General features: G+C 69.8%; 25 protein-coding genes. 19 read left to right on the forward strand and 6 right to left on the reverse strand.

Features of this window, described 5'->3' with window-relative positions:
- Positions 1-105: 105 nt before the first annotated feature.
- Entirely contained in the window at positions 106-618 is a 513-nt protein-coding gene (locus tag DEI91_RS01780; RefSeq protein WP_110826190.1) for a MarR family winged helix-turn-helix transcriptional regulator, read from the reverse strand.
- A 91-nt stretch (positions 619-709) separates the two neighbouring features.
- Here DEI91_RS01780 and DEI91_RS01785 point away from each other — a divergent pair, with 91 nt between their 5' ends.
- The 6 genes from DEI91_RS01785 (at position 710) to DEI91_RS01810 (ending at position 6106) form a co-directional block, all read left to right on the forward strand.
- A complete protein-coding gene (locus DEI91_RS01785) occupies positions 710-1072 on the forward strand; it encodes a DoxX family protein (protein ID WP_110826189.1) in 363 nt (120 codons plus the stop codon).
- A 46-nt stretch (positions 1073-1118) separates the two neighbouring features.
- On the forward strand, positions 1119-1691 hold the full coding sequence (locus DEI91_RS01790; RefSeq protein ID WP_111050645.1) for an NADPH-dependent F420 reductase: 573 nt from the start codon (positions 1119-1121) through the stop codon (positions 1689-1691).
- A complete protein-coding gene (locus tag DEI91_RS01795; RefSeq protein WP_111050646.1) occupies positions 1688-2551 on the forward strand; it encodes an SDR family oxidoreductase in 864 nt (287 codons plus the stop codon). The genes DEI91_RS01790 and DEI91_RS01795 overlap by 4 nt, the downstream gene beginning before the upstream one ends.
- 156 nt (positions 2552-2707) lie before the next feature.
- Positions 2708-3370, forward strand: coding sequence for a TetR/AcrR family transcriptional regulator (locus DEI91_RS01800; RefSeq protein WP_146244164.1), 663 nt, complete (start codon positions 2708-2710; stop codon positions 3368-3370).
- Entirely contained in the window at positions 3367-5064 is a 1698-nt protein-coding gene (locus tag DEI91_RS01805) for an MDR family MFS transporter (RefSeq protein WP_258374252.1), read from the forward strand. The genes DEI91_RS01800 and DEI91_RS01805 overlap by 4 nt, the downstream gene beginning before the upstream one ends.
- Before the next feature lie 121 nt (positions 5065-5185).
- Entirely contained in the window at positions 5186-6106 is a 921-nt protein-coding gene (locus DEI91_RS01810) for an alpha/beta hydrolase (protein WP_111050648.1), read from the forward strand.
- A gap of 38 nt (positions 6107-6144) precedes the next feature.
- On the opposite strand, the gene DEI91_RS01815 is transcribed toward DEI91_RS01810, so the two are convergent.
- A complete protein-coding gene (locus DEI91_RS01815; RefSeq protein WP_146244165.1) occupies positions 6145-6390 on the reverse strand; it encodes a hypothetical protein in 246 nt (81 codons plus the stop codon).
- 133 nt (positions 6391-6523) lie between these two features.
- Here DEI91_RS01815 and DEI91_RS01820 point away from each other — a divergent pair, with 133 nt between their 5' ends.
- The 4 genes from DEI91_RS01820 to DEI91_RS01835 all read left to right on the forward strand — a co-directional run bounded on the left by DEI91_RS01820 (position 6524) and on the right by DEI91_RS01835 (position 11718).
- Entirely contained in the window at positions 6524-7711 is a 1188-nt protein-coding gene (locus tag DEI91_RS01820; protein ID WP_146244166.1) for a sensor histidine kinase, read from the forward strand.
- The gene (locus DEI91_RS01825; protein ID WP_111050651.1) at positions 7708-8367 is read left to right on the forward strand and encodes a response regulator transcription factor; all 660 of its coding nucleotides are present in this window, start codon (positions 7708-7710) and stop codon (positions 8365-8367) included. Before DEI91_RS01820 ends, DEI91_RS01825 begins: the two co-directional genes overlap by 4 nt.
- Before the next feature lie 198 nt (positions 8368-8565).
- Complete coding sequence (locus DEI91_RS01830) at positions 8566-10773, forward strand: MMPL family transporter (RefSeq protein WP_111050652.1); 2208 nt, start codon at positions 8566-8568, stop codon at positions 10771-10773.
- Between the two features lie 705 nt (positions 10774-11478).
- Positions 11479-11718: a hypothetical protein gene (locus DEI91_RS01835; protein ID WP_111050653.1), complete on the forward strand. Its 240-nt coding sequence runs from the start codon at positions 11479-11481 to the stop codon at positions 11716-11718.
- Positions 11719-11843: 125 nt separating this feature from the next.
- Here the strand turns inward: DEI91_RS01835 and DEI91_RS01840 are convergent, their stop codons facing one another.
- Together DEI91_RS01840 and DEI91_RS01845 are read right to left on the reverse strand one after the other, a co-directional pair.
- Positions 11844-12110: a hypothetical protein gene (locus tag DEI91_RS01840; protein WP_111050654.1), complete on the reverse strand. Its 267-nt coding sequence runs from the start codon at positions 12108-12110 to the stop codon at positions 11844-11846.
- A gap of 32 nt (positions 12111-12142) precedes the next feature.
- Positions 12143-13012: a hypothetical protein gene (locus DEI91_RS01845; protein ID WP_146244167.1), complete on the reverse strand. Its 870-nt coding sequence runs from the start codon at positions 13010-13012 to the stop codon at positions 12143-12145.
- Positions 13013-13560: 548 nt separating this feature from the next.
- Between DEI91_RS01845 and DEI91_RS01850 the strand changes: the two genes are divergently transcribed.
- Positions 13561-13920, forward strand: coding sequence for a hypothetical protein (locus DEI91_RS01850; protein ID WP_111050656.1), 360 nt, complete (start codon positions 13561-13563; stop codon positions 13918-13920).
- On the opposite strand, the gene DEI91_RS01855 is transcribed toward DEI91_RS01850, so the two are convergent.
- Complete coding sequence (locus DEI91_RS01855) at positions 13909-14403, reverse strand: ASCH domain-containing protein (protein WP_111050657.1); 495 nt, start codon at positions 14401-14403, stop codon at positions 13909-13911. The two genes, DEI91_RS01850 and DEI91_RS01855, sit on opposite strands and share 12 nt — an antisense overlap.
- A 98-nt stretch (positions 14404-14501) precedes the next feature.
- On the opposite strand from DEI91_RS01855, the gene DEI91_RS16125 reads away from it, so the two are divergent.
- The 3 genes from DEI91_RS16125 (at position 14502) to DEI91_RS01865 (ending at position 16336) form a co-directional block, all read left to right on the forward strand.
- Complete coding sequence (locus tag DEI91_RS16125; RefSeq protein ID WP_181439434.1) at positions 14502-14645, forward strand: hypothetical protein; 144 nt, start codon at positions 14502-14504, stop codon at positions 14643-14645.
- A gap of 114 nt (positions 14646-14759) precedes the next feature.
- Positions 14760-15947: an adenosylhomocysteinase gene (locus DEI91_RS01860; protein ID WP_111050658.1), complete on the forward strand. Its 1188-nt coding sequence runs from the start codon at positions 14760-14762 to the stop codon at positions 15945-15947.
- A gap of 167 nt (positions 15948-16114) precedes the next feature.
- Positions 16115-16336 carry a hypothetical protein gene (locus DEI91_RS01865; RefSeq protein WP_111050659.1) on the forward strand — a complete coding sequence of 74 codons (222 nt, stop codon included), beginning with the start codon at positions 16115-16117 and terminating at the stop codon, positions 16334-16336.
- A gap of 22 nt (positions 16337-16358) precedes the next feature.
- Here the strand turns inward: DEI91_RS01865 and DEI91_RS01870 are convergent, their stop codons facing one another.
- Positions 16359-17426 carry a zinc-binding alcohol dehydrogenase family protein gene (locus DEI91_RS01870; protein ID WP_111050660.1) on the reverse strand — a complete coding sequence of 356 codons (1068 nt, stop codon included), beginning with the start codon at positions 17424-17426 and terminating at the stop codon, positions 16359-16361.
- A gap of 95 nt (positions 17427-17521) precedes the next feature.
- On the opposite strand from DEI91_RS01870, the gene DEI91_RS01875 reads away from it, so the two are divergent.
- The 5 genes from DEI91_RS01875 (at position 17522) to DEI91_RS01895 (ending at position 21924) form a co-directional block, all read left to right on the forward strand.
- The gene (locus DEI91_RS01875; protein WP_111050661.1) at positions 17522-18067 is read left to right on the forward strand and encodes a TetR/AcrR family transcriptional regulator; all 546 of its coding nucleotides are present in this window, start codon (positions 17522-17524) and stop codon (positions 18065-18067) included.
- Positions 18068-18104: 37 nt separating this feature from the next.
- Positions 18105-19142, forward strand: a complete 1038-nt coding sequence (locus tag DEI91_RS01880; protein WP_111050662.1) for a zinc-binding dehydrogenase — start codon at positions 18105-18107, stop codon at positions 19140-19142.
- Positions 19143-19384: 242 nt separating this feature from the next.
- Complete coding sequence (locus tag DEI91_RS01885) at positions 19385-20152, forward strand: hypothetical protein (protein ID WP_111050663.1); 768 nt, start codon at positions 19385-19387, stop codon at positions 20150-20152.
- A 39-nt stretch (positions 20153-20191) separates the two neighbouring features.
- Complete coding sequence (locus DEI91_RS01890) at positions 20192-20902, forward strand: GntR family transcriptional regulator (RefSeq protein ID WP_111050664.1); 711 nt, start codon at positions 20192-20194, stop codon at positions 20900-20902.
- On the forward strand, positions 20899-21924 hold the full coding sequence (locus tag DEI91_RS01895; protein WP_111050665.1) for an ADP-ribosylglycohydrolase family protein: 1026 nt from the start codon (positions 20899-20901) through the stop codon (positions 21922-21924). Before DEI91_RS01890 ends, DEI91_RS01895 begins: the two co-directional genes overlap by 4 nt.
- Positions 21925-21969 lie beyond the last annotated feature (45 nt).

A 21969-nucleotide genomic window follows, 5' to 3' on the forward strand; every position in this document is an offset into this window, starting at 1 on the left:
AGGCGCGGCCGCATCGGACGAGCGGGCGCGACGGAGCAACGGGCTGGCGAGTGCCAGTCCGGGCGGTCGGGGGTCTGTGGAGTGGGCGGCCTGTGGAGTCGTCGATCAGTCGTGAGCGACCGGCGCAGCGGCGGCGCGCGCCGCCGGCCCGCAGTCGGCGTCCGGTGTCAGGAGGTTCGCGGCGATCGGCCGCAGGATCTCGGCGAGATCGCCGACCCGCTCGGGCGGGATCGCATCGAAGAACGCGCGTCGAGCCTCCTCGACGTGATGCGGAGCCGCTCGCTCGATGAGTGCTCGTCCGTCCACTGTCAGGGTGGCCACGAGCGAGCGCTTGTCCGTCTCGGACGGCACGCGACGCACCCACCCACGCTTCTCGAGCTTCGTCACCGCGTGTGACAGACGGGAGAGTGATCCGTTGGTGAGGAAAGCCAGGCTGCTCATCGGAGCACTGTCGTCGGGTGACTCGCTGAGCATCGCGAGGACGTTGTACTCGAAGCGGGTCATCGCGAAGTCACGCTTGAGCTGCGCGTCGAGCGCCGAGGGCAGCAGCTCGATGATCGCGAGGAGATCCATCCAGGCTGCCGCCTCGGTCTTGTTGAGCCAGCGCGGTTCGTCCATGCGCACATCGTCGCAGATAAAACTTGACCGTTCAACAAAACGCTGTGTACTGTCGGCCTGGTTACTTCAACGTTCAAGCACAAGGAAGATCATGCTCATCGCACTCTGGATCATCAACGGCCTCCTGGCACTCGCGTTCCTCGGAGCCGGCCTGATGAAGCTGGCCCGTCCCGCGGAGGCCCTGGCCAGCAGCGGCATGGGCTGGGCAGCCGACTTCGCCAGCAGCCACGTCAAGCTCATCGGCCTCGCGGAGGTCCTCGGTGCCATCGGCTTGATCCTGCCGCTGCTGCTCGACGTCGCACCGGTCCTCACCCCGATCGCCGCGATCCTCCTCGCTGTCCTCATGCTCGGCGCCGTGGTCGTCCACCTGCGCCGCAAGGAGTCCCCGGCGGCCCCGATCGTCCTGGCGATCCTCTCGATCGTCAGCGCGATCCTCGGCTTCGCCGCGCTCTGACCACACCCTCTCCAACCGCACCACCTCTGAAACAGGAGCACGCATCATGACCAGCATCAGCATCCTCGGTACCGGCAACATGGGCACCGCGATCGCCTCCGTCTTCTCCGACGGCGGCGCCACCGTCGAGTCGATCAAGCACTCCGACGAGCCCACCTCCTTCGCCGGCGACATCGTCGTCCTCGCCGTCCCGTACGCCGCCCTCCCCGAGATCGCCGACAAGTACAAGAGCGCCCTCGCCGGCAAGACCGTCGTCGACATCACCAACACCGTCGACTTCGCCACCTTCCAGCCGGTCGCCTTCGACGCCGGCAGCGGCGCCGCGGACCTCGCCGCCCGCCTGCCCGAGTCGCACGTCGTCAAGGCGTTCAACACCAACTTCGCCGGAGCGCTGGCCACGAAGAGCGTCGGCGGCAAGAAGACCGCCGTGCTCATCGCCGGCGACGACGCCGACGCGAAGGCCGCTCTCCGCGACGCGATCACCGCCGGTGGTCTCGACGCCTTCGACGCCGGCCCCCTCGCCCGCGCCCACGAACTCGAAGGCATCGGCTACCTCCAGATGGGTCTCGCCGTCTCCGAGCAGATCAGCTGGACCGACGGCCTCGGGGTCATCAAGTGACGATCGCCGTCACTGGTGCGACCGGCAACCTCGGTCGCCTGATCGTCGAACACCTCCTCGCTCGTGGCATCGCAGCCGACGACGTCGTCGCCATCGGCCGGAACGCCGAGCGCCTCTCCGCGCTGTTCGCTGACTCCGGTGTCCGCACTGCCGTTGCCGACTACGCCGATCCGGCGGCTCTCGCGTCCGCGTTCGACGGCGTCGAGACCCTGGTGCTCGTCTCCGGCAGCGAGGTCGGCCAGCGGATCCCGCAGCACACCAACGCCATCCGCGCCGCGGAGCAGGTCGGCGTGCAGCACATCGTCTACACCAGCGCTCCCCGCGCCGACACGTCGACGCTGTTCGTCGCTCCCGAGCACAAGGCCACCGAGGACCTCCTCGCGGCCTCGCCCGTCACTGCGACCGTGCTCCGGAACAACTGGTACAACGAGAACTACGAGCAGGCCTTCGCCCAGATCGCCGCGACCGGACAGTGGCTCGCCAGCAGCGGTACCGGACGGATCGCTTCGGCGGCTCGCTCCGACTATGCCGAAGCGGCCGCCGTCGTCGCTGCGACGGGTGCCCACCGTGGCGAGACGCTCGAGCTCGCCGGTGACACCGCCTGGGACGGCGCGGAGTTCGCCGCGACCGCAGGCCGCGTGCTCGGACGTGACGTCGCGTACGCCCATGTCTCGTCGCAGGAGCACCAGCAGGCTCTGGTGTCCGCCGGTCTCGACGAGGGCACGATCGGGTTCCTCGTCGGCCTCGACGCAGCCGTCGCCGACGGCGCCCTCGACGGCCCCTCGCCGGTCCTCTCCACGTTGATCGGTCACCCGACCGTGACACTCGAGGAGACCTTCCGAAGGCTCCACAGGGCCTGACCCATCCGCGGAACGACAACGCTCCGTGGTGCCGGACGACAGACGGCACCACGGAGCGTTCTCGTGTTCTCGGCACCCGCCGCAGCTTGGAGAACTCACCGCAACGGGCGTGACGAAGACTTGCACTGTCGGGTTGTAAGTGCAAAACTGCAGACCGTGAAGACATCCGAGCGGACCCGCCTGCTTCGCCGTCGCATGATCGCCACAGCCCGTCGTCGGACGATCTCCGATGGGCTGAACGGCTTCACCATCGAGCAGCTCTGCGAAGAAGTCGGCGTGTCCCGTCGCACCTTCTTCAACCACTTCGCCTCCAAGGAGGACGTCGTGCTCGGCATCGAGATCGGCGTCGAAGACGACCTCCTGACCGCGTTCGCTGCCGGAACGGCGGTCGATCCAGATCTCGCCCCCATCGACGCGGCAGTCGCCCTGGCCATCGAGCACCTGCACGTCGTCGGCCTCGACCGCGGCGAAGAATCCCTCATGCGGGACGTGCTCGATCGCGAGCCCTCCCTCGTGGCCCGGTTCGTGTCCGCGACCGACCGGCAGATGGAACTCGTCGGGGACGCCCTGCGCTCCCGGTTCGGATGGACCGACCCGGCCGACGACCGCGGACGCCTGGTCGCTGAGATCGTCGGTGCGCTCCTCAAGGCGACCGCGTGGCGCTTCTTCGCCGATGAGGACGGCCCACCGTTCGAAGACATCCTCCGGACCAACTTCCGCCTCGTCACAGCGATGGCGAACCCCGACGGCGCGACCGTCCCGACCAGCACGCCGCTCGGAGCGGCCCACTCGACCAACGAACTGGAGCACACCCCATGAGCTCGACCAAGAGCGCGACACGAGCAGGACGGTCAGACGGACCGCTCCTGCTCACCCAGCGCCGCATCTGGACCATCTTCTCCGCGCTCATCGCGGGGATGCTGCTCTCCAGCCTCGACCAGACCATCGTCTCGACCGCGATGCCGACCATCGTCGGCGAGCTCGGCGGCGTCGCGCATCAGGCGTGGCTGACGACGGGGTACCTGCTCGCGTCGACGATCGTGATGCCGATCTACGGCAAGTTCGGGGACGTCCTCGGACGCCGGAACCTGTTCCTCATCGCGATCGCCCTGTTCACGATCGCCTCGGCCGGGTGTGCCTTCGCCGGCGACTTCACACAGCTGATCGTGTGGCGCGCGGTGCAGGGACTCGGTGGTGGTGGTCTGATGATCCTGTCGCAGGCGATCATCGCGGACATCGTCCCCGCCTCACAGCGCGGCAAGTACCTCGGCCCGCTCGGTGCGATCTTCGGCCTCTCCGCCATCGGTGGCCCGCTCCTCGGTGGTTTCTTCGTCGACCACCTCACCTGGAACTGGGCGTTCTACATCAACATCCCGGTCGGGATCGCCGCGTTCTGCATCGCCTGGTTCGCACTGACCCTGCCGACCAAGAAGGCCGAGAAGAGGATCGACGTCCTCGGCGTGCTCCTGATGTCCGCAGCCACGACGTGCCTGGTGTTCTTCTCCGAGTTCGGCGGCAACAAGGACCACGGCTGGGACGCGCTCGAGACGTGGGCCTGGTTCGCGGGCCTCGTCGTCGCCGCTTCGTTGCTCGTGCTCGTCGAGACCCGCGTCGAGGACCCGGTGCTCCCGATGTCCTTCTTCCGCAACCGCACCTTCCTGCTCGCGACCGGCATCGGTCTCGTGCTCGGCATCGGCATGTTCGCCGCCATCGGCTTCGTTCCGACGTTCCTGCAGATGGCATCCGGCACCTCGGCCGCGGTCTCGGGTCTGCTGATGCTGCCGATGATGGTCGGCCTCATCGGAACCTCCATCGCGTCCGGCAACCTGATCTCGAAGACCGGCCGCTACCGCGCGTTCCCGATCGTCGGCACGATCCTCGTCGCGGCCGCGATGCTCTGCCTCACGCAGCTCGCCGCGGACACCCCGATCTGGCTGATCTGCGTGTACCTGTTCGTCTTCGGCGCGGGCCTCGGCCTGATCATGCAGGTGGTGGTCCTCGTCGCGCAGAACGCGGTGCCCGCCTCGCAGGTCGGAACCGCCACCTCGACGAACAACTACTTCCGTGAGGTCGGTGCCTCTCTCGGCACGGCCGTGTTCGGTGCACTGTTCACCGCACGCTTGACCACATCGCTGACCGACGTGTTCCGCGACGCCGGCGGTTCCGCGACCGATGCCGCGTCCTCGGCGGGCAGCATCGACCCGGCGACCGTGGCGAAGCTGCCGGAGGCGGTACAGGACGGCATCGTCAACGCGTACGCCGACTCCCTCGCGCCGGTGTTCTGGTACCTGCTGCCCTTCATCGCCGTCGCGTTCTTGCTCGCCCTGTTCCTGCCGCAGATCAAGCTCTCCGACACGGCCGGCATGGTCGCTCGTGGCGAAGCCATCGGCGGCGCAGAAGCCGACGAACTCGAGAAGGCGCGACAGGACGCCGCCGCCGGTGGCCACTCAGCCGCAACGGCAGCACCGTCCGTTCCTGACTCCGTCCGATCCGGGGCGCCGCGCGACGAGTAGCCGGGACGCAGTGAGGGGGCGCTGCGAGGCGCCCCCTCACTGCCTCCGTCGCACGCACCAGCGAGGACGCTCGACCCACAGATCACATCAGCAGCCCCGACCGAATGAGAGAGAGCACATCATGGCCGCCCCCCTCGGCATGCGCGTCCGGACCTGGGCGATGTCGACCCTCGTCACACGCATCATCCGGGCACCGAAGGTGGAGCTCACTTCCCGTGCCGTTCCCGACAACGAGATCGTGCACGTCCCCACCCGTCACCGTTCGATCCGCTGCTCCATCACGCGGCCTCCCGCTGACGCCCCCCTCGCCGCGAACGGTGCCACGCCGCCGGTGGTCATCAACACCCACGGTGGTGGGTTCGTGATCGGGAACCCGCTGCAGGACAACCACCTCGCTCGAGGGATCGCGGGCGAAGTGGGCAGCGTCGTCGTGAACGTGGACTACAGCACATCACCGAAAGCCCGGTTCCCGCAGGCGTTGGAGGAGTGCTTCGACGTGCTCACGTGGGTCGCCCGCTCCGGGGAGACCATGGGGTGGGACGGTACCCGGATCGCGGTGACCGGCAGCAGCGCAGGTGGGAACCTCGCCCTCGGCACCCTCACGCAATCGACACGCGAGCACGGCCCTGCTGTTCGCGCTGCCGCCCTCATCGTTCCCGCCGTGGACCTGTCGATCCCGCCCGCCGGAGCGACCTTCCTGACCGAGAAGCCGTTCGTCAACGCCGCGATGCTCGAGATGGTCGACACGGCCTACCCGCTGCCGAGCACGGACCGCAAGAACCCGCTCGTCTCGCCCGCTTTCCTCCCCGAGGCCGAGCTCCGCGCACTGCCACCGACCCTGGTCGTCACCGCGGAGTACGACACGCTCCGTCCCTCGATCGAGGAGTTCACCGCGCGTGCTGTGGAGGTCGGTGCGCCGGTCGAGACCCGACGGTTCGACGGGGTCGACCACGACTTCTACTACGCCGGATCCACCCCGAAGGTGACGCTCGACACGCTCATGGCCGCGTTCACCGCGCACCTCCTCGAACACCTCCGCTGATCCGCGCGCTCGAAGGCGTTGTTGCACGGGCGGGTTGGTCAGCGGGAGATGATGCCCCGCGCTGCGCTCTCGAGGAGCATCGACGTGGCCAGCACCATGAAGCCGGCGAACCGCAACACCGCGCTCGTGGTGGCGACCGCTGCCCAGAGCGGCAGCAACGGCACGCGCGCGATCGTCCCCGCTCGAGAACGGTGGATCTGCTGGTCGTACCCGTCGTCGAGCTCCGCCGGCGTCGAGACGAACATCGCCGCCGTGGCAGGTGGAGCGGGAAGAAGCGTGGTCATGGGGTGTCCCTTCATCGGTGCGACTGGTGAACAGCATCAGCGCAGCGACACCCGCCGGCGTCGTTCCCCGGAACTGGAGAACCTGATGCAGATGGAGTACGTGTCCGGCACCGGCCTCCCTCAGACTCAAGGGATGACCGTTCCGACGCCCAGCGTGTCCGCGACGCCACGCCCGCTGTGGCTGCGCGCGCGATCTGTGCTCGAGCGCCTCCCGCTGTGGGTGAGCGTGACCGCGATGATCGTGGAACTGGTCGTCATCGCCACCGACGGCGATGGTCTGCTCGCCGGGGTCGGCGCACTCGTGACCCTCACCGGAGCGCTCGTCGCCGTCCGGCTGCCGCAGGTCGGTCTCGCGTTGACGATGGCTGGCGTCGTCGTGGTGATCGTCGGAGGGCGGGACCCGATCGGTGAATGCACCGTCGTGGTGTTCGTCCTGTTCGCACTCACCCTGCGCGGCTTGCCGCCCACGCGCAGCACCGGGATCACGGCGCTGGCGATGGCCGTCATCTTCGGGCTCGCGAGTTTCCTGTCCGCTGGCCGCGCGGTCGGTCTCGACGCCGTCGCGGTCATCGTCGCCGTCGTCGCCGGTGGTGCCGTGGGCGCGGCGCTGCGGCTGCAGCGCCAGTACTGGGAGTCGCTCGAGCAGCGCACCCGCGACGCGATCGCGACCCGGGAGGCCGAAGCTGAGCGGCGAGTGGCGGAGGAGCGGGTCCGCATCGCCCGTGACCTGCACGACATCGTCGGCCATCAGGTCGCCGTCGTGAGCATGCACCTCGGCGCGGTCGAGGTCACCGCCGGCCGTGACGATGCCGCGACCCAACGGTCGCTGGTCGCGGCGCGCACAGCGGTGCAGTCGATCCTCAGTGACACGCAACGGACGCTGGCCATGCTCCGCAGCGACGACGCCGACGACGATCACGCGGGCCGCCCGACACCCAGCCTGTCGACGATCGACGAGCTGGTCGCCTCGTTCCAGGACGCTGGCCTGTCGATCGACGCGCAGATCACCGACCAAGCTCGCCGAGTGCACGAGGCCGGCGGGGTGACGGTGTTCCGCGTGGCGCAAGAAGCGCTGACCAACGCGCACCGGTACGGCACCGGTGAGGCCGCGCTGACGGTGCTGACGGACGAGGCCGACCTGATCATCAGCGTCACGAACCCGATCGCGTCCACGCCGGGGACCGCCCACGGCAGCGGGTACGGACTCGTCGGTATGCGCGAACGCGTCGAGTCCGCCGGCGGCACCCTGCAGCTCGGCACCGACGACGACGTCTTCACCGTCACGGCACGGATCCCATGGAGCGAAGGAGCAACCCTGTGACACGCGTGCTGCTGGTCGATGACCAAGAGATGATCCGGCTCGGACTGCGGACCATCATCGACGTGCACCCCGACTTCGCCGTGGTCGGTGAAGCAGGGGACGGGTTCGCCGCGCTCGCCTTCCTCCGGGACCACGATGTCGACCTTGTCCTCATGGACGTCCGAATGCCCGGGATCGATGGCGTCGAGACGACGCGACGGATCCGGGAGCGGATCCCGTCCGAACAGACCCGCATCGTCGTCCTGACCACCTTCGAACACGACGACACCGTCCTCGCGGCGCTCCGGGCTGGCGCGAACGGGTTCCTCGGCAAGGGCGTCGGACCAGCTGAGCTGATCGCGAGCTTGCAGGAAGTCATCGCCGGGGGAGGTGCCCTGTCCGCAGCTGCCTCTGCCGCGCTCATCGGGCACGTCACCGACAGCCCGAGCCGCGTCATCGACACCGACCTCGCCGACCGGTTCACTGCTCTGACAGCCCGTGAACGGGACGTCGTCCTCAGCATCGCAGAGGGCCACGACAACGACTTCATCGCAGCGGAGTTGTTCGTCTCACCGTTCACCGTGAAGACCCACGCGAGCCGTGCGATGGCGAAGGTCGGCGCCCGCGACCGAGCCCAACTGGTCGCGTATGCCTACCGAGCTGGCCTCATCGCCTGACTCGACCACCTGGTCGTTTCCTCCACCCATCGCTCAGCCAGCGGAGGATGTCGCCTGTCTTGACAGTGCGAGCGGGGGGCAGGATCTACTGCAGATGAAGTAGTTCGGACGGTGCAAAAGGAGGCCGTACCGAGGCGTCCCGGCCGGGATCGTTGACGTTGTTCGCACCTCGCGGACCACGACGACGAAGGAAACCGCATGTCCACGTTCCTGTCCCACCTCGGGCGCTTCAGTGCCCGGTTCCGATGGCTGGTGATCGGAGCGTGGCTCCTGATCATGGCCGTGCTGATCGGCATCTTCGTCGTCGGCAGCGGCATCGAGAAGGACGCCGCGACCACGAGCATCCCCGACACCAAGGCATCGCAGGCGTTGGAGCGGATGAACAAGGAGTTCCCCTCCACGACCGGCGCGGACACCGCGTCCCTGCAGCTGGTGTTCCAACCAGAGTCCGGCGACGTCACGGACGCGACGACTGCGAAGCAGATCGAGTCGTTCCTCGCGAAGGCCGACAAAGTCGACGGAGTCAATTCCGTCAGCGACCCACTGAACGCGGAACAGCCGTACATCTCGAAGGACCGCACGATCGCCGTCGCCACGTTGACCTACGGCGACCTGACGAAGGCCCAGCAGACGAAGTTCTACGACGCGGCCCTCGACCTGGAGGAGAACGCTCCTCCGCGGCTCGGCGTCGAGCTCGGAGGGAACCTCGTTCCCCTCGGCGCCCCGGCCACCGGCCCGGGTGAAGGCGCCGGGGTCATCATCGCGTTCATCATCCTCGCGATCACGTTCGGCTCGCTCCTCGCCGCGGGCATCAACCTCCTCGTCGCCGTCTACGGCGTCGGCGTCGGCCTGATCGGTGTCCTCGCCTACGGCGCACTCACCCCGATCGGTGACAACGCGATCATCCTCGCCACCATGCTCGGCCTCGCCGTCGGGATCGACTACAGCCTCTTCATCCTGTCCCGCTTCAAGACCGAACTCCGCTCCGGACGAAGGGTCGACGACGCGATCGCCCGGGCAACCGGTACCGCCGGTACCGCCGTGGTCTTCGCCGGCATGACCGTCGTCGTCGCCCTCGTCGCGCTCCTGGTCGCGAACCTCAGCTACATCACCGAGATGGGTGTCGCGGCCGCGTTCGCCGTCGCCGTCGCCGTCCTGCTCTCCCTCACCCTGCTGCCGGCACTGATGCGGTTCATGGGTGTCAAGGCCCTGTCGAAGAAGCACCGTGCGGCGCTGCAGCGCGGGGAACTCTTCACCGAAGACGGCCTGCAGAAGCGAGGCGTCCTCCGCTCGTGGGGCAGCTTCGTCGTGAGGCGCCCGATCGTGTCCCTCCTGGGCGGCGTCCTCGTCCTCGTCATCGTCGCGCTCCCCATGCTCAGCATGAAGACCGCCTCGAACGTCCCTGGCGGATCCGACCCGGAGTCCACCGAACGCACCGCCTACGACCTCATCGTCGACGAGTTCGGCGGCGTCCAGAGCCCCCTGATCGTCCTGGCCGAGGGCGACGACATCACCTCGAAGACCGCCGCGATCGAGAAGGAACTCACTGCTCTCGATGGCGTGCAGCAGGTCGTTCCCGCTCAGGTCAGCTCCGACGGCGACTACGCACGGATCACCGTCATCCCGACCGAAGGGCCGATCGACGACTCCACCAAGGACCTGGTGCACCAGATCCGTGACGCCGCTGACACCATCAGCGGCGCGCACCTCGAGGTCACCGGTGAGACCGCGATCGGCATCGACTCCGACGACCAGCTCGCTCAGGCGCTGGTCAAGTACGTCATCGTCATCGTCGTCATCTCGATCATCCTGCTCATCGTCCTGTTCCGATCGCTCCTCATCCCCGTGATCGCGACGCTCGGCTACCTGCTCTCCGTCGGCGCATCCTTCGGCGCGAGCGTCGCGGTGTTCCAGTGGGGCTGGCTGGACTTCCTGCCCGCACCGCAGGGTGACCCGATGCTGAGCATCCTGCCGCTGCTGCTCGTCGGAGTGCTCTTCGGACTCGCGATGGACTACCAGGTGTTCCTCGTCTCCCGCATCCAGGAGATGTACCGCAAGGGCCTCGACCCAAAGCAGGCAATCCGCGAGGGCTTCTCCCGATCCGGACCCGTCCTCGTCGCCGCGGCGAGCATCATGATCGTCGTCTTCGGCGGGTTCGCGACCGGAGAGTTCGCAATCGGCGCCTCGATCGCGTTCGGTCTCCTCGTCGGTGTTGCCGCAGACGCGTTCATCGTCCGCATGGTCCTCATGCCGGCTGCGCTGTCCCTCCTGGGACGCTCCGCTTGGTGGATCCCGAAGTGGCTGGAAAAGGTCCTCCCCGACGTCGACGTCGAAGGCCATGCCCTCGACAAGCACGACGACGCGGCACCCGCCGCGCACGACCAGCCACGAGTCCTCGTCGGCTGACACTCCGAAGGGCCCCGGTGAACACACCGGGGCCCTTCGTCCTCCGCTCGTCGAACGAAAGTGACCAGCTGATGCAGCACCCCGTCCGCCCCGGAGACATCCACCTCCCCCCGACTCAGCCCATCGACATCACCGCCTACCTCGCAGCGGAAGCAGCCCGTGCGTCCGTCGAGGAAGGCTCCGCACCAAAGCTGAGCGGTCAGCATCCCGAACCGCCTTGCTGAGCACAGAAGCAGCTGGCAGCCGCTGCCCGAGTCGTGCGTGGTGAGCGACCGTAGACAGAGCGCTCAGACGGGAGACCGACCCTGTTGCAGGGCGACGCCGCCGGTGAGCGCGACATGGGTCAGCTCGCGACTTCGATGCGGTAGTTCGGCCAGCGACACGACCCTGCCAGGTCTCGCTTGAAGGCGTTCGACCTGGGGTTTTCCGCAGGCGACACGAGACGCTTCAAAAAGGTCACGACAACGAATCTGCAACCCGAGTCGGAATGCGATGTGACGCGACACTTTGCGTCGACGACCACACTGGACCTCGGTTGACTGTGAAGTAAGAAACAAGTTGTCGTTCAGACCGGCAACTTGTCGCGGGTGAAGCCGTCTTGTCGCGACGGCGACACGTGCGGTGGTCCGGCGCTTCATGGCGCCGGGCGAGCGTCCGCGCCGAGGCGAGACCAGGAGGACGAGCGCCGTCGCGTTTCGGGACACGATGGCGCCGAACGTGCAGGACTCCTTCTTCGCTGGACATCTCGGTCTCGCCAGCTTCGAGCTCGCCGTCGACGACCGGCTGTCGGACGAGGTCGGGGAGCTCATCGCGGGGCTGCCGATCAGTGCACCGGCGTCGTTCGTCGACCGGTGGTTCACGCTCTTCCGGTTCGAGGCCGACTGGGACGGGAAGTGGTGGGAGGACATGCCGTGGGAGCACGTCAAGTCCTGGGCGGTGGACTAGGTCGGCTCAGCTGACCAGGACCGCCGGGTCGCCCTACTGGAGACTCTCGCGCGTTGCTCCCACGCGCGAGCACGGCGCCGCCCCAGCTGGAGCAGCTGGGGCGGCGCCGTGCTCGGAGAGCGGCGTCATCGAGTCGACGTCGCCGGCCTGTCGTGCTCCTGTCGACGGTGGACTCCAGCGACGATGAGGCTCACGATGAGCGCCACCACACCGATGCCGAACAGCCACAGCCCGGCCTCGATCCCGCCAACGATCACCTCCGGCGTGTATCCGGGTTCGACACCGGAGTCTTCCTGGATCCGGTAGTCGACGCCGCTCGCGATGAGGAACCCGATCGTGATGAGCGCTCCGACCCCAGCAGCGATCACTGACGTGATGATGAACTTCTTCATGTGCTCGATGTCCTGTCCAGAGTGGTGTTCGATCACCAGTTGCAGCGGTGGGAAGCGACGCCACTGACCCAGTTCGACCGGTTCACGCGGTAACGCTCGAGGTTGTAGTCCTGTGTGAAAGGAAGGCCGTAAAGACCGGCGGCGACGTGGCAGTTGTACTGCTGCTGCAAGGTGGCCTTGTTCGTGATCGCCGGCCACTTGGCTTTCCACTCATCCCAGCCGGATCCGCGGAAGACAGCTTGGCCTGCGGCGTAGCCGCCGACCCCGCCACCACCGCTGAGAACGATGGCACCAGGGCCGGTGACCCAGGCGCTGTAGCGGTAGTCGCTGTGGTAGGTGTCGCGCTTGAAGCTCGTGAAGAGCGTGATGCCGAGCCACGGGTCGGCAACCACCGGGTACTGCGCCGCTTCGGCATGGTCGATGACCTGGGTCAACCTGTTCCCATCGACCTCGTACCGGGTCGGGACTGCGGTCCCATCAGCGTCTTTCGCCCAGGCCGGAGCGACTGCGCCCGCGAAGCCGCCGTCGCCGTCGATGATGACGACCACGCCGTCCTCCCGCAGTACCATCTCGCCACCGCTGGGCACCGAGAGGTCGTAGTCGTACCTGGTGGGTGCACCAGCGTCGTCAATGACAGTCACGATCTGCAGGGTTCCGTCGTCGTGTACCACGGGCGTCGTCGACGACGCGTTCCCATTGTCGAACGTCGCCACTCCGTCCGTGGAAGTGTCAGCGGACGCCGCTTCTTCTGCGAACGGTAGCGAGACGGTCAATTCGCGGTCCCCCGTGCTCAAGACGGCGCCGTCGCTCGCGTCTTTCGGCACGGCGACCACAACGTCCTCGGTGGCGTAGGCCGTTGCTGCACTAGCAGTGCTCGATGTCTCTGCAGCTCCCTCGAACACCTCTGGGGCGACCTCGACGATGGCTGCGGTAGCCTTCTCCGCATCGCTCGGCTGGGTCTCTGCGAACGCGACTGCTTACGAGCCGAGCATCGTCGCTACGCACAGGAGCCCCACACCAGCTACCCCAGTTGCTCTTCCGACTTCCAACATCAATTCCCCCTTGAGTTGGTGGGTGCCGAACACCCTTGTCTACGGAGGAAACTATGAGGGCACACAGCATGGGGCATCCACCTCAGGGATGATCTTCGCGCGGAAGCAGATCGCCTGACTGTCCTTCAAAGGTCGGGTCAGTACGCGACGTCTCCTGATAGCCGATCGGCCATCGAAACGTAGGTTGCGCTGGTTCATCGCCCCCATGCTGGCGACCCGCTCTCCCCGTCTCCCGAGTCCCGGGTCCCGGGAGCGACGGATTTCCTCGGTCTGCCGTCGACTCAGTCGTCGGCGTTGAGCCACGCACGTACTGTGCAATGTTCGTACGGTACGCAACAGCGCCAGGAAACAGGCCCCTCCCGATCGCCGATCGAGATCCAGCCCGCTACTGTCACCCCGTGAAGAACCTCTCCGGTGCGCGGCGCTGGGTACTCGCCCTCGCCGCTCTCGCCGCCCTCTGCCTGGTCGTCGGCCTCGTCGTCGTCGGTGTCGTCGCCTCGACCGCCGACGGTTGGTGCCAGGTCGGGCCGACCGAGAGCGACGGGGGCCAGACGTGGCAGGGCTGCACGGAGGACGACTCGGGCGTGTGGTGGGGCGGAGCACTCGCTGCGCTGGGCCTGCTGCTCGCCGGGCTGACCTGCGCGTCAGGAGCGGTCGTGTGGGCGATCGAGTCGCGGTTGCCCCAGGTGGGCCCTGCCGAGGAGCCGGTCAGCGGGAGCGCCGACCAGCAGCCGGCATCAGCGTCCTCAGGACACTGACGAGCTGAGCCGGTCACCTGCTCGCGGCCAGAGCAGCCGGAAGCGCTCACACACCACCGGCATGTCCGACGCCCACCCCCGCGGGTTCTCCGAGTGCTCCCGCCAGTACCGCTCGTGCGACGTGCGCCAGTAGGCGAGGGTGCGGTCGCCCTCACCCTCGGCGCGGGCGTGCTCGGCGCCCACCTGGTCGAACGGCACGATCCGGACGTCGGTCGTCACGAGCACGGCCCGCGGCTCGTCGGTGCCGTCGAGGATGACGCTGTACTCGCCGACCTCCGGCAGGGGCTCACCGGTGGCCTCGTAGTCCCAGAGCAAGGACGCGGTCCCGTCCTTCACGCCGGCGAGCACGAGGTCGAGCAGGGCGTCCGCGTGATCTGGTGTCGCACCGAACGACCACGCCAGGGGAACAGTCGCGGGCAGTTCGGGGGCGTCGCGGCGACGCGCCTCCCAGAAGGCGACCACGGACGGCGAGGGTGCGTTCACAGCAGTGACACTAGCGAGCGACCAGATCCGCGGGACGGCCACGCCACGCACCGGACGTGACAGGATCGACCCGTCCCCACGAGCCTCCCGGAGCCCCGATGACCACGCGTGTCCGCACCGCCACCGCGGTGCCGCCGCGCCAGCGCGCAGCGGTCGCCGCCCCGAGCTGGACGCCGGTGGTCTCCTCCGAGAAGGCCGACCTGTACGGCAGCGACGACAGCCGCCGCGAGCTCCATCCGTAGACGCGTGACGGGCGCCCCCCGCGCCTCCAGGCCGACGACCCCACCCTGCACCGCAGGCGGGGGAGCACCCGGCCCGACCCGCACCTCCCACCTCTCGGAACAGGAAGCACCGTCATGCCCGCACGCACCCTCACCCCCTCCGGCTCCCCGGCGATCGACTGGGCCACCCGGTCCATGCCGCTCCTCGCGGCCAGCATCGAACAGGACGCCCCGGTGTTCGCCGGGCTGCACATCGGCATCTGCATCCACATCGAGCCGAAGACCGCCGTCCTGTGCCGGTGGCTGCTCGACCAGGGCGCCCGCGTCACGATCACCGGGAACGTCGGCACGACCGTGCCCGAGACGGCGGAGACCCTCCGGACGCTCGGCGTCACGGTGATCGGCGGCCGCAGCGACGACGCCGAGCAGCACGACCGGAACCTCGACGCGTTGCTCGCTGCGCTGCCGGACCTCGTGATGGACAACGGCGGCGAGCTCATCGCGAAGCTGACCAGGGGAGCGCCGCGGTCGAGCACGTTCCTCGGCGCGACGGAGGAGACGACCACCGGCGGCATCGCGATCCGAGCCCTGCCGCAGGCACCGGACTTCCCGGTCGTCGTCATCAACGACAGCCGGCTGAAGCTCATCGTCGAGAACGAGCACGGCGTCGGGCAGAGCATCGTGCAGGGCTTCATGAACGCCACGAACGCGATGGTGCCGGGAGCCCGTGCCACCGTGGTCGGGTACGGCCCGTGCGGCAAGGGCGTCGCGGACACGCTCCGGAACCTCGGGGCCGTCGTGAGCGTCGTCGACACGGACCCGTTCCGCGCGCTCGAGGCGATCATGCGCGGGCACCGCGTCGGCCCGATGGAGGCGGTGCTGCCCGGCACCGAACTGCTCTTCCTCGCGACCGGCGCGCGGGGCGTCATCGGCTCCGCCGAGATCGCGCTGCTCCGCGACGGCGTCGTCGTCTCGGGCGTCGGTCACGAAGGGCTCGAGCTCGACCGGGAGGCCCTGCTCACGGTGACCGCGGAGACCACAGGCCTGTCGGGGCCGGGTTCCGACCCGGACGCGCGCGTCCTGCACCGCCTGGTCGACGGGCGTGAGGTCGTCACGCTGCACGGGACACGGATGATCAACCTCACGGCCGCGGCCGGCAACCCGATCCAGGCGATGGACCTCGGATTGTCGCTGCAGGCGCGGAGCCTCGCGGCGATCGCGCGCGGGGAGGTGCCGTGGACCGGGGCCGGACCCGTGCCGGCGGACGTCGACTCCTGGTTGGCGACGGCGCTCGTCGCGATGCTCGGGAAGGGCGGTCGGTAACGCCGGGGTGCCGCGTCGAGCGACCCGCACCGCGGCTGCGCCTGTGGCCACGCGCATGCCCGACCGAGGAGCGTGGGACACAGCGCGCCCCCGACCTTCCGTACGGCGGACCTTCCGGGTCACGGACCCTCCGGGTCCCGGACGGGACGCGACGAAGGAGCTCCACCATGACGACCACCGCCAAGCACGTCACCCTCGACCCGACCGGCACCCTGCGCACCCTGGTGCTGCAGGAGCCGGGAGCCCAGGACGTGGACTTGACCGTCCGCGGCATGGCTCCGGAACGCCTCCGCTACCTGGGACGGATGTGGGCGGCGACGCACGCCCGGCTGCACCGCCCCCTCGCTGCCGACGGGTACGGCTACCGCGTCGTGGGCTCGCTCGCCTGATCTGGCGCCTCGAGGCGCGGACTCAGTCGCTCATCGACACCACGACCTTGCGGGCGGAGACGCCGTCCCGCAGCGTCCTCAGGGCGCCGGGGAGGGCCTCCAGTCCGTGTCCGACGACCATCGCCTCCGGGGCCGCGCGGAAGCGTCCGTCGGCCAGCGCCGCGGGCAGGAAGTCGCGGAAGACGGCCGGACCGACGGGGGAGACCACCGGTGTCCCACCCCAGATCGCGGAGACGCGGATGCCGCGGAGGCGGGCGATCCGCGACCGCACCGCGGTCACCGGGTCCGGGTAGGCGGACGCGATGCGCTTCGCGCCGGGCGCACGACGGGTGATCCGCAGGGCGTGCCCGAGTGACCCGCTACCGATCGCGATCGTGCCCGCGAGCCGCCGACCCCGCAGTGCCGCGACGACCTCGGCGTCCACGTCGTCGTCCCGGTAGTCGAGGACGGTCTCGGCGCCGAGGGAGCGGATCAGCTCGTGGTTCGCCCGGCCGGCCGTGGCGACCACCGTGTAGCCGCTCGCGCGGGCGAGCTGGACGGCGTTGGACCCGACGCTCGTCGACGCGCCCCAGACGAGGACGACCTCGTCGGTCCGGTCCGCACCGTCGGCGGGCAGGGGGAGCGCGAGCTGGTCGGCTTCGTACAGGCCGGCCGCCGCGGTCGCCAGGGCGAGCGGCAGGACGGCCGCCTGCTCGAAGGACAGGTCCTCCGGGAGGCGCGTCGTGACGCGCTCCAGGACCGTCACGATCCGCTGGAACCCGCCTTCGGCCCCGCTGTTCCGCGGCTTCTCCTGTCCCGCGGCGAAGGCGGTCACCCGGTCGCCCACCGCGAGGTCGGTGACGTCCGGTCCGACGGCGAGGACCTCGCCGGCGACGTCGCTGCCGAGGACGGTGGGGAAGCGCACCCAGGGGGTCACGAGGCGCCGGAGCGGTCCCGTGATCGCGTCGACCGGGTTCACCGCCACAGCACGGACGCGGACGACGACCTGGCCGGCGGCGGGGGTCGGCACCGGGGTGGAGCGGACCTCGAAGGGGCCACGGGGACTGAGCAGGAACAGTGCTGCGTTCGTGGTGGGGCCGTCGGTGGTCATGCGAGCTCCTCGCTCTCCGGGTGTCGATCGACGTGATGACACGCGATGTCATCGTACGCCTCATAACACGACGTGTCGTCAGCTACCATCGGACGATGCGATGGGCTCCGGATGCACGAGGACGACTCGAGCGCGCCGCGTTCGAGCTCTTCGCCGAGCAGGGGTTCGCCGCGACGACCGTGCCGCAGATCACCGCGCGCGCCGGTCTGACGACCCGGACGTTCTTCCGGCACTTCGCCGACAAGCGTGAGGTCGTGTTCGCCGGGTCCGAGATCCCCGAGACCGCAGCACGACTGATCACCGACGCATCGGCGGACCTCGAGCCGATGCAGGTCGTCCGGCACGTGCTGCACCAGGTCGCGGCGGCGCGCTTCGACGGCAACCACGAGCAGACCGCCGCCTGGCGCCGGGTCATCGAGGGGAACGACGACCTCCGCGACCGGGACGCCCGCAAGCGGTCCGACCTGGTCCGGGCTGCGCAGGCCGCCTTCGTCGAGCGGGGTGAGACCCCACTGCAGGCGACCGTCGTCGCCGAGGTCGGCGTGCTCGTGTTCCAGGTCGCGCTCGAACGGTGGGCAGCTGGGACGGGGGAGCGGTCGTTGACGGAGACGATCGACGAGGTGTCCGCCGCGCTGCCCTGACGGTTGCGCACGCGGCCCGGATGGGAGAATCGTCCGCATGCGCGCCGTCACCTTCGACACCTTCTCCGCGATGCCCGCCGTCACCGAGGTCCCCGATCCGGAGTGCCCCGCGCATGCCGCCGTGGTCCGCGTGGTCGCGACCGGGGTCTGCCGCAGTGACTGGCACGCCTGGCACGGGCACGACGACACGGTGTCGCTGCCGCACGTCCCCGGACACGAGTTCGTCGGCGTCGTCGAGCGGGTCGGTGAGGACGTCCGGCAGTGGCAGTCCGACGCACGCGTCACCGCCCCGTTCGTGAACGCGTGCGGCACCTGCCCCACGTGCGTCGCCGGCCGCCAGAGCATCTGCCCGGACCAGACCCAGCCGGGCTTCGACCGCCCCGGGTCCTTCGCCGAGTACGTCGTCGTGCACCACGCGGACACGAACCTCGTCGCCGTGCCGGACGCCGTCGACGACGCCACCGCCGCCGGCCTCGGGTGCCGGTTCGCGACCGCCTACCGCGCGGTCGTGGACCGTGCCCGCACCGCTCCCGGCGAGCACGTCGTCGTGTTCGGCTGCGGGGGCGTCGGGCTCTCGGCGATCGTCGTCGCGGTGTCCCGCGGTGCGCGGGTGGTCGCGGTGGACGTCTCCGCCGAGGCGCTCGCCCTCGCCGCGACGCTCGGCGCCACCACCACGGTCGACGCCCACCACGACGACGTCGACGAGCGGATCCGGACGGCCACGGACGGTGGCGCGCACGTCGTGGTCGAGGCACTCGGACGGGCCGCCCTGGTGCGGCAGGGCATCGCCGCACTCCGCCCCGGCGGACGACACGTGCAGGTCGGGCTCCTCGCGGGCGAGGACGCCACCCCGCAGGTCGACCTCGGCCGCGTCATCGGCCTCGAGCTCGAACTGCTCGGCAGCCACGGCATGTCCGCGCACGAGTACCCGGCGATGCTCGCCGAGATCGCCGCGGGCCGCCTCGACCCGGCACCGCTGGTCGGACGGACGATCGGGCTCGAGGAGGTGCCTGTCGCGCTCGCCGCGATGGACCGGCCCGCGACGGCGGCGGGCACGACGGTCGTCGTCCTGTAGTCGCGACCGCGTCGCGGACGTGAGGCGCGTGGCCAGGCCGGGCCGGGCCTCCCGTCCGCCTGTGGTCGCGACCGCGTCGTGGACGGGAGGCGCGTGGCCAGGCCGGGACGGGCCTCCCGTCCGCGGTGGCGACCGCCTGCGTGACGGGGGCCAGGCCGGACACGGACCAGCGGCACGCGGCAAGCTGGAGCAGGCGTCGGTCCCGGAGGGGGACCGTCGCCCGCAGACCGGGGGAGTGACACGTGGACGACGACCAGCGGCCGGACACGACCTGCGCCGAACGCACGGCGTGGGTAGGCCGTCGCGCGTCCGTCCTGGCGATCGCGACCGTGACCATCGCGCTGCTCACCGGATGTGTCCCCATCATCAGCGGGCCCTCGCCGGCACCGTCCCGCAGCGACGTCTCGGTCACGAACGGCGTGCGCCACACCGGTCCGGCACCCACGGCGATGAGCCGCCGAGACGGCGTCGAGACCTGGGACCTGACCGGGCCACCCTCCGTCGAGGCGTTCGGCATCCGGACCGAGGGGGCCAGCCCCTTCGTCGGCGCCTACTCGGCCACGACACCGGGAGGTCGGCCCGTCCGGTTCCTGCTGCCCGGAGGCCGGGAGGTCCGCGTCACCGCGACCGAGGTGATCTTCGACGCGCTGGACAACGACGAGGAGATGACCGACCGATCGGGCGAGGTGACCCTGCCCGAGGGGCGGTCGTTCCACCTCGACGTCCACACCGTGCCGGTGGACGGTGCCGCGGCAGGCGTCGCCGGGTACCGCGACGTGCTCCGGCAGCTCGACCTGCCGGAGACCTCGGTCAGTGAACTCGAGGAGAAGGTCGCCTCGGCCGACTCGATCGACCCGGTGGAAGCGTCACAACAGATCGGCGCCGGCATCAGCGTGCCGACGTCGGGTGGCCTCGACTTCGGCGTGAGTTCGACGTTCCGGCCGAACGACGAGCCGCCGCTGTTCGCCCTCCGGCTCTCCGGCGCGTGGGACGCGGTAGCGATCCCGTGAACTCGACTGGACAGGTCTTGTACATGTAGTCTCTCCTGCATGCCCGTCCCACCGAAGCGACGCCTGGTCGCCGACGCCCTCCGCGACGCGATCGCGTCGGGCCGGTACGTGCCTGGGCAGCGACTGCCCGGTGAGCACGACCTGGCGGAGCGGTTCGCGGTGAGCCGCGGCACCGTCCGTGCGGCCCTCGCCGACCTGGCGGACGAGGAGTACATCGCGATCCGCGGCGGCATCGGCTCGGTCGTCACGTTCGACGGCGCTGCGCTCGACCCCAGGAGCGGCTGGGCTCGGTCCCTCGAGGCGACCGGCACCGAGGTCGCCGTCCGCGTCCTCCGGATCGCCGCGGTGAGTGCACCGGCGCTCGCCGCCGAGCTCGGGCTCGACGACGCGGACTTCATCGCCGTCGACCGCGTCCGCCACGTGGCCGGGGGACCGGACATCTCCCTGGAACGCAGCCTGGTGCCGCCGTACGGGAGGCTCGCCCGCGCCGTCGACGAGGGACTCGTCGACGGGTCGCTCACCGCCACCATCGCGGAGACGGGCCTGGTGCCGGCGCTCGCCGAACAGTGGGTCGACGTGCTCCCGCTGACCGAGGAGGAGGCGGTGCTCCTCCACAGGACCGCCGGGGAGCCCTTCCTCCACAGTCGACGCGTCTCGCGCACGGCCGACGGCACGTTCGTGGAGGCTGTCGACAGCCTGCTCGACCCGAGCCGGTTCCGCATCCACATGACCTTCGGGAGCGCACGATGACGACGACGAGCACCGCCGCCGAGCACGCCCTCGCCGCCTTCCGGGGCCTGGCGATCGGCGACGCGCTCGGGATGCCGACGCAGTCGATGTCGCTCGAGCAGATCCGCACCGACCACGGCGTGGTCGACGGGTTCGTCGACGCCGGGCCGAACCAGCGCATCGCCCACGGCATGCCGGCCGCGAGCATCACCGACGACACCGAGCAGGCCGTCCTCGTCGCCGAGCTGCTCGTGCAGGGACAGGGCCGGCTCGACCCGGTCGGGTTCGCCCGGGCACTCATCGACTGGGAGCGGACGATGGCGGCCAAGGGCTCGCTCGACCTGCTCGGTCCGAGCACGAAGACCGCCGTGCAGCGGATCCTCGACGGCGTCCCCGCGTCCGAAGCCGGGTCGACGGGCACGACGAACGGTGCCGCGATGCGGATCACCCCGGTCGGGATCGCGACGCCGCTCGGGACCGGTGCCGCCGGGCTCGTCGGCCTGGTGGACGCCGTGCAGGACGCCTGCCGCGTCACCCACGACACCGGGCTCGGCATCGCCGGGGCCAGTGCGGTCGCGGCAGCGGTCTCGGCCGGCATCGACGGTGCCAGCCGCGCCGAGGCCCTCGACGTCGCCGTGGCCGCGGCCCGGATCGGCGAGACCCGCGGCCACTGGGTCGCAGGCGGTTCGATCGCCGATCGCACCGAGTGGGCACGCGGGTACCTGACCACGGTCCCCGATGCCGAGCGGATCGACGTCGTGTCCGGCCTGATCGGCACGAGTGTCGCGTCGCAGGAGTCCGTCGTCGCCGCGCTCGCACTCGTGGCGCTCGACCTCGACCCCTGGCGGACCGTCTGCACGGCAGCGAGCATCGGTGGCGACACCGACACGATCGCCGCCATGGCCGGTGCGGTCCTCGGTGCCGTGCACGGCTCCGCGGCCTGGTCCGCCGATGCCGTCCGGCAGGTGGAGACCGTCAACGACCTGCACCTCGAGCAGCTCACCGAGCAGCTTCTCGACCTCCGCACCGGCACCCGCCGGTAGCGGTCCCCGACCGCCGGGCGGCGGTTCCCCCCTTGCCGCCGCCCG

Source organism: Curtobacterium sp. MCBD17_032 (genome assembly GCF_003234855.1).
In the GTDB taxonomy this organism is placed as follows: domain Bacteria; phylum Actinomycetota; class Actinomycetes; order Actinomycetales; family Microbacteriaceae; genus Curtobacterium.

Excerpts from the sequence above, each read along its gene's own strand:
- DEI91_RS01860 (WP_111050658.1), top strand. The coding sequence starts at position 14,760 with ATGCCCGCACGCACCCTCACCCCCTCCGGCTCCCCGGCGATCGACTGG.
- DEI91_RS01895 (WP_111050665.1), top strand. The coding sequence starts at position 20,899 with ATGACGACGACGAGCACCGCCGCCGAGCACGCCCTCGCCGCCTTCCGG.
- DEI91_RS01835 (WP_111050653.1), top strand. The coding sequence starts at position 11,479 with ATGGCGCCGAACGTGCAGGACTCCTTCTTCGCTGGACATCTCGGTCTC.
- DEI91_RS01875 (WP_111050661.1), top strand. The coding sequence starts at position 17,522 with ATGCGATGGGCTCCGGATGCACGAGGACGACTCGAGCGCGCCGCGTTC.
- DEI91_RS01865 (WP_111050659.1), top strand. The coding sequence starts at position 16,115 with ATGACGACCACCGCCAAGCACGTCACCCTCGACCCGACCGGCACCCTG.
- DEI91_RS01790 (WP_111050645.1), top strand. The coding sequence starts at position 1,119 with ATGACCAGCATCAGCATCCTCGGTACCGGCAACATGGGCACCGCGATC.
- DEI91_RS01880 (WP_111050662.1), top strand. The coding sequence starts at position 18,105 with ATGCGCGCCGTCACCTTCGACACCTTCTCCGCGATGCCCGCCGTCACC.
- DEI91_RS01840 (WP_111050654.1), bottom strand. The coding sequence starts at position 12,110 with ATGAAGAAGTTCATCATCACGTCAGTGATCGCTGCTGGGGTCGGAGCG.
- DEI91_RS16125 (WP_181439434.1), top strand. The coding sequence starts at position 14,502 with ATGACCACGCGTGTCCGCACCGCCACCGCGGTGCCGCCGCGCCAGCGC.
- DEI91_RS01810 (WP_111050648.1), top strand. The coding sequence starts at position 5,186 with ATGGCCGCCCCCCTCGGCATGCGCGTCCGGACCTGGGCGATGTCGACC.
- DEI91_RS01890 (WP_111050664.1), top strand. The coding sequence starts at position 20,192 with ATGCCCGTCCCACCGAAGCGACGCCTGGTCGCCGACGCCCTCCGCGAC.
- DEI91_RS01815 (WP_146244165.1), bottom strand. The coding sequence starts at position 6,390 with ATGACCACGCTTCTTCCCGCTCCACCTGCCACGGCGGCGATGTTCGTC.
- DEI91_RS01820 (WP_146244166.1), top strand. The coding sequence starts at position 6,524 with ATGACCGTTCCGACGCCCAGCGTGTCCGCGACGCCACGCCCGCTGTGG.
- DEI91_RS01805 (WP_258374252.1), top strand. The coding sequence starts at position 3,367 with ATGAGCTCGACCAAGAGCGCGACACGAGCAGGACGGTCAGACGGACCG.
- DEI91_RS01870 (WP_111050660.1), bottom strand. The coding sequence starts at position 17,426 with ATGACCACCGACGGCCCCACCACGAACGCAGCACTGTTCCTGCTCAGT.
- DEI91_RS01830 (WP_111050652.1), top strand. The coding sequence starts at position 8,566 with ATGTCCACGTTCCTGTCCCACCTCGGGCGCTTCAGTGCCCGGTTCCGA.
- DEI91_RS01780 (WP_110826190.1), bottom strand. The coding sequence starts at position 618 with ATGGACGAACCGCGCTGGCTCAACAAGACCGAGGCGGCAGCCTGGATG.
- DEI91_RS01785 (WP_110826189.1), top strand. The coding sequence starts at position 710 with ATGCTCATCGCACTCTGGATCATCAACGGCCTCCTGGCACTCGCGTTC.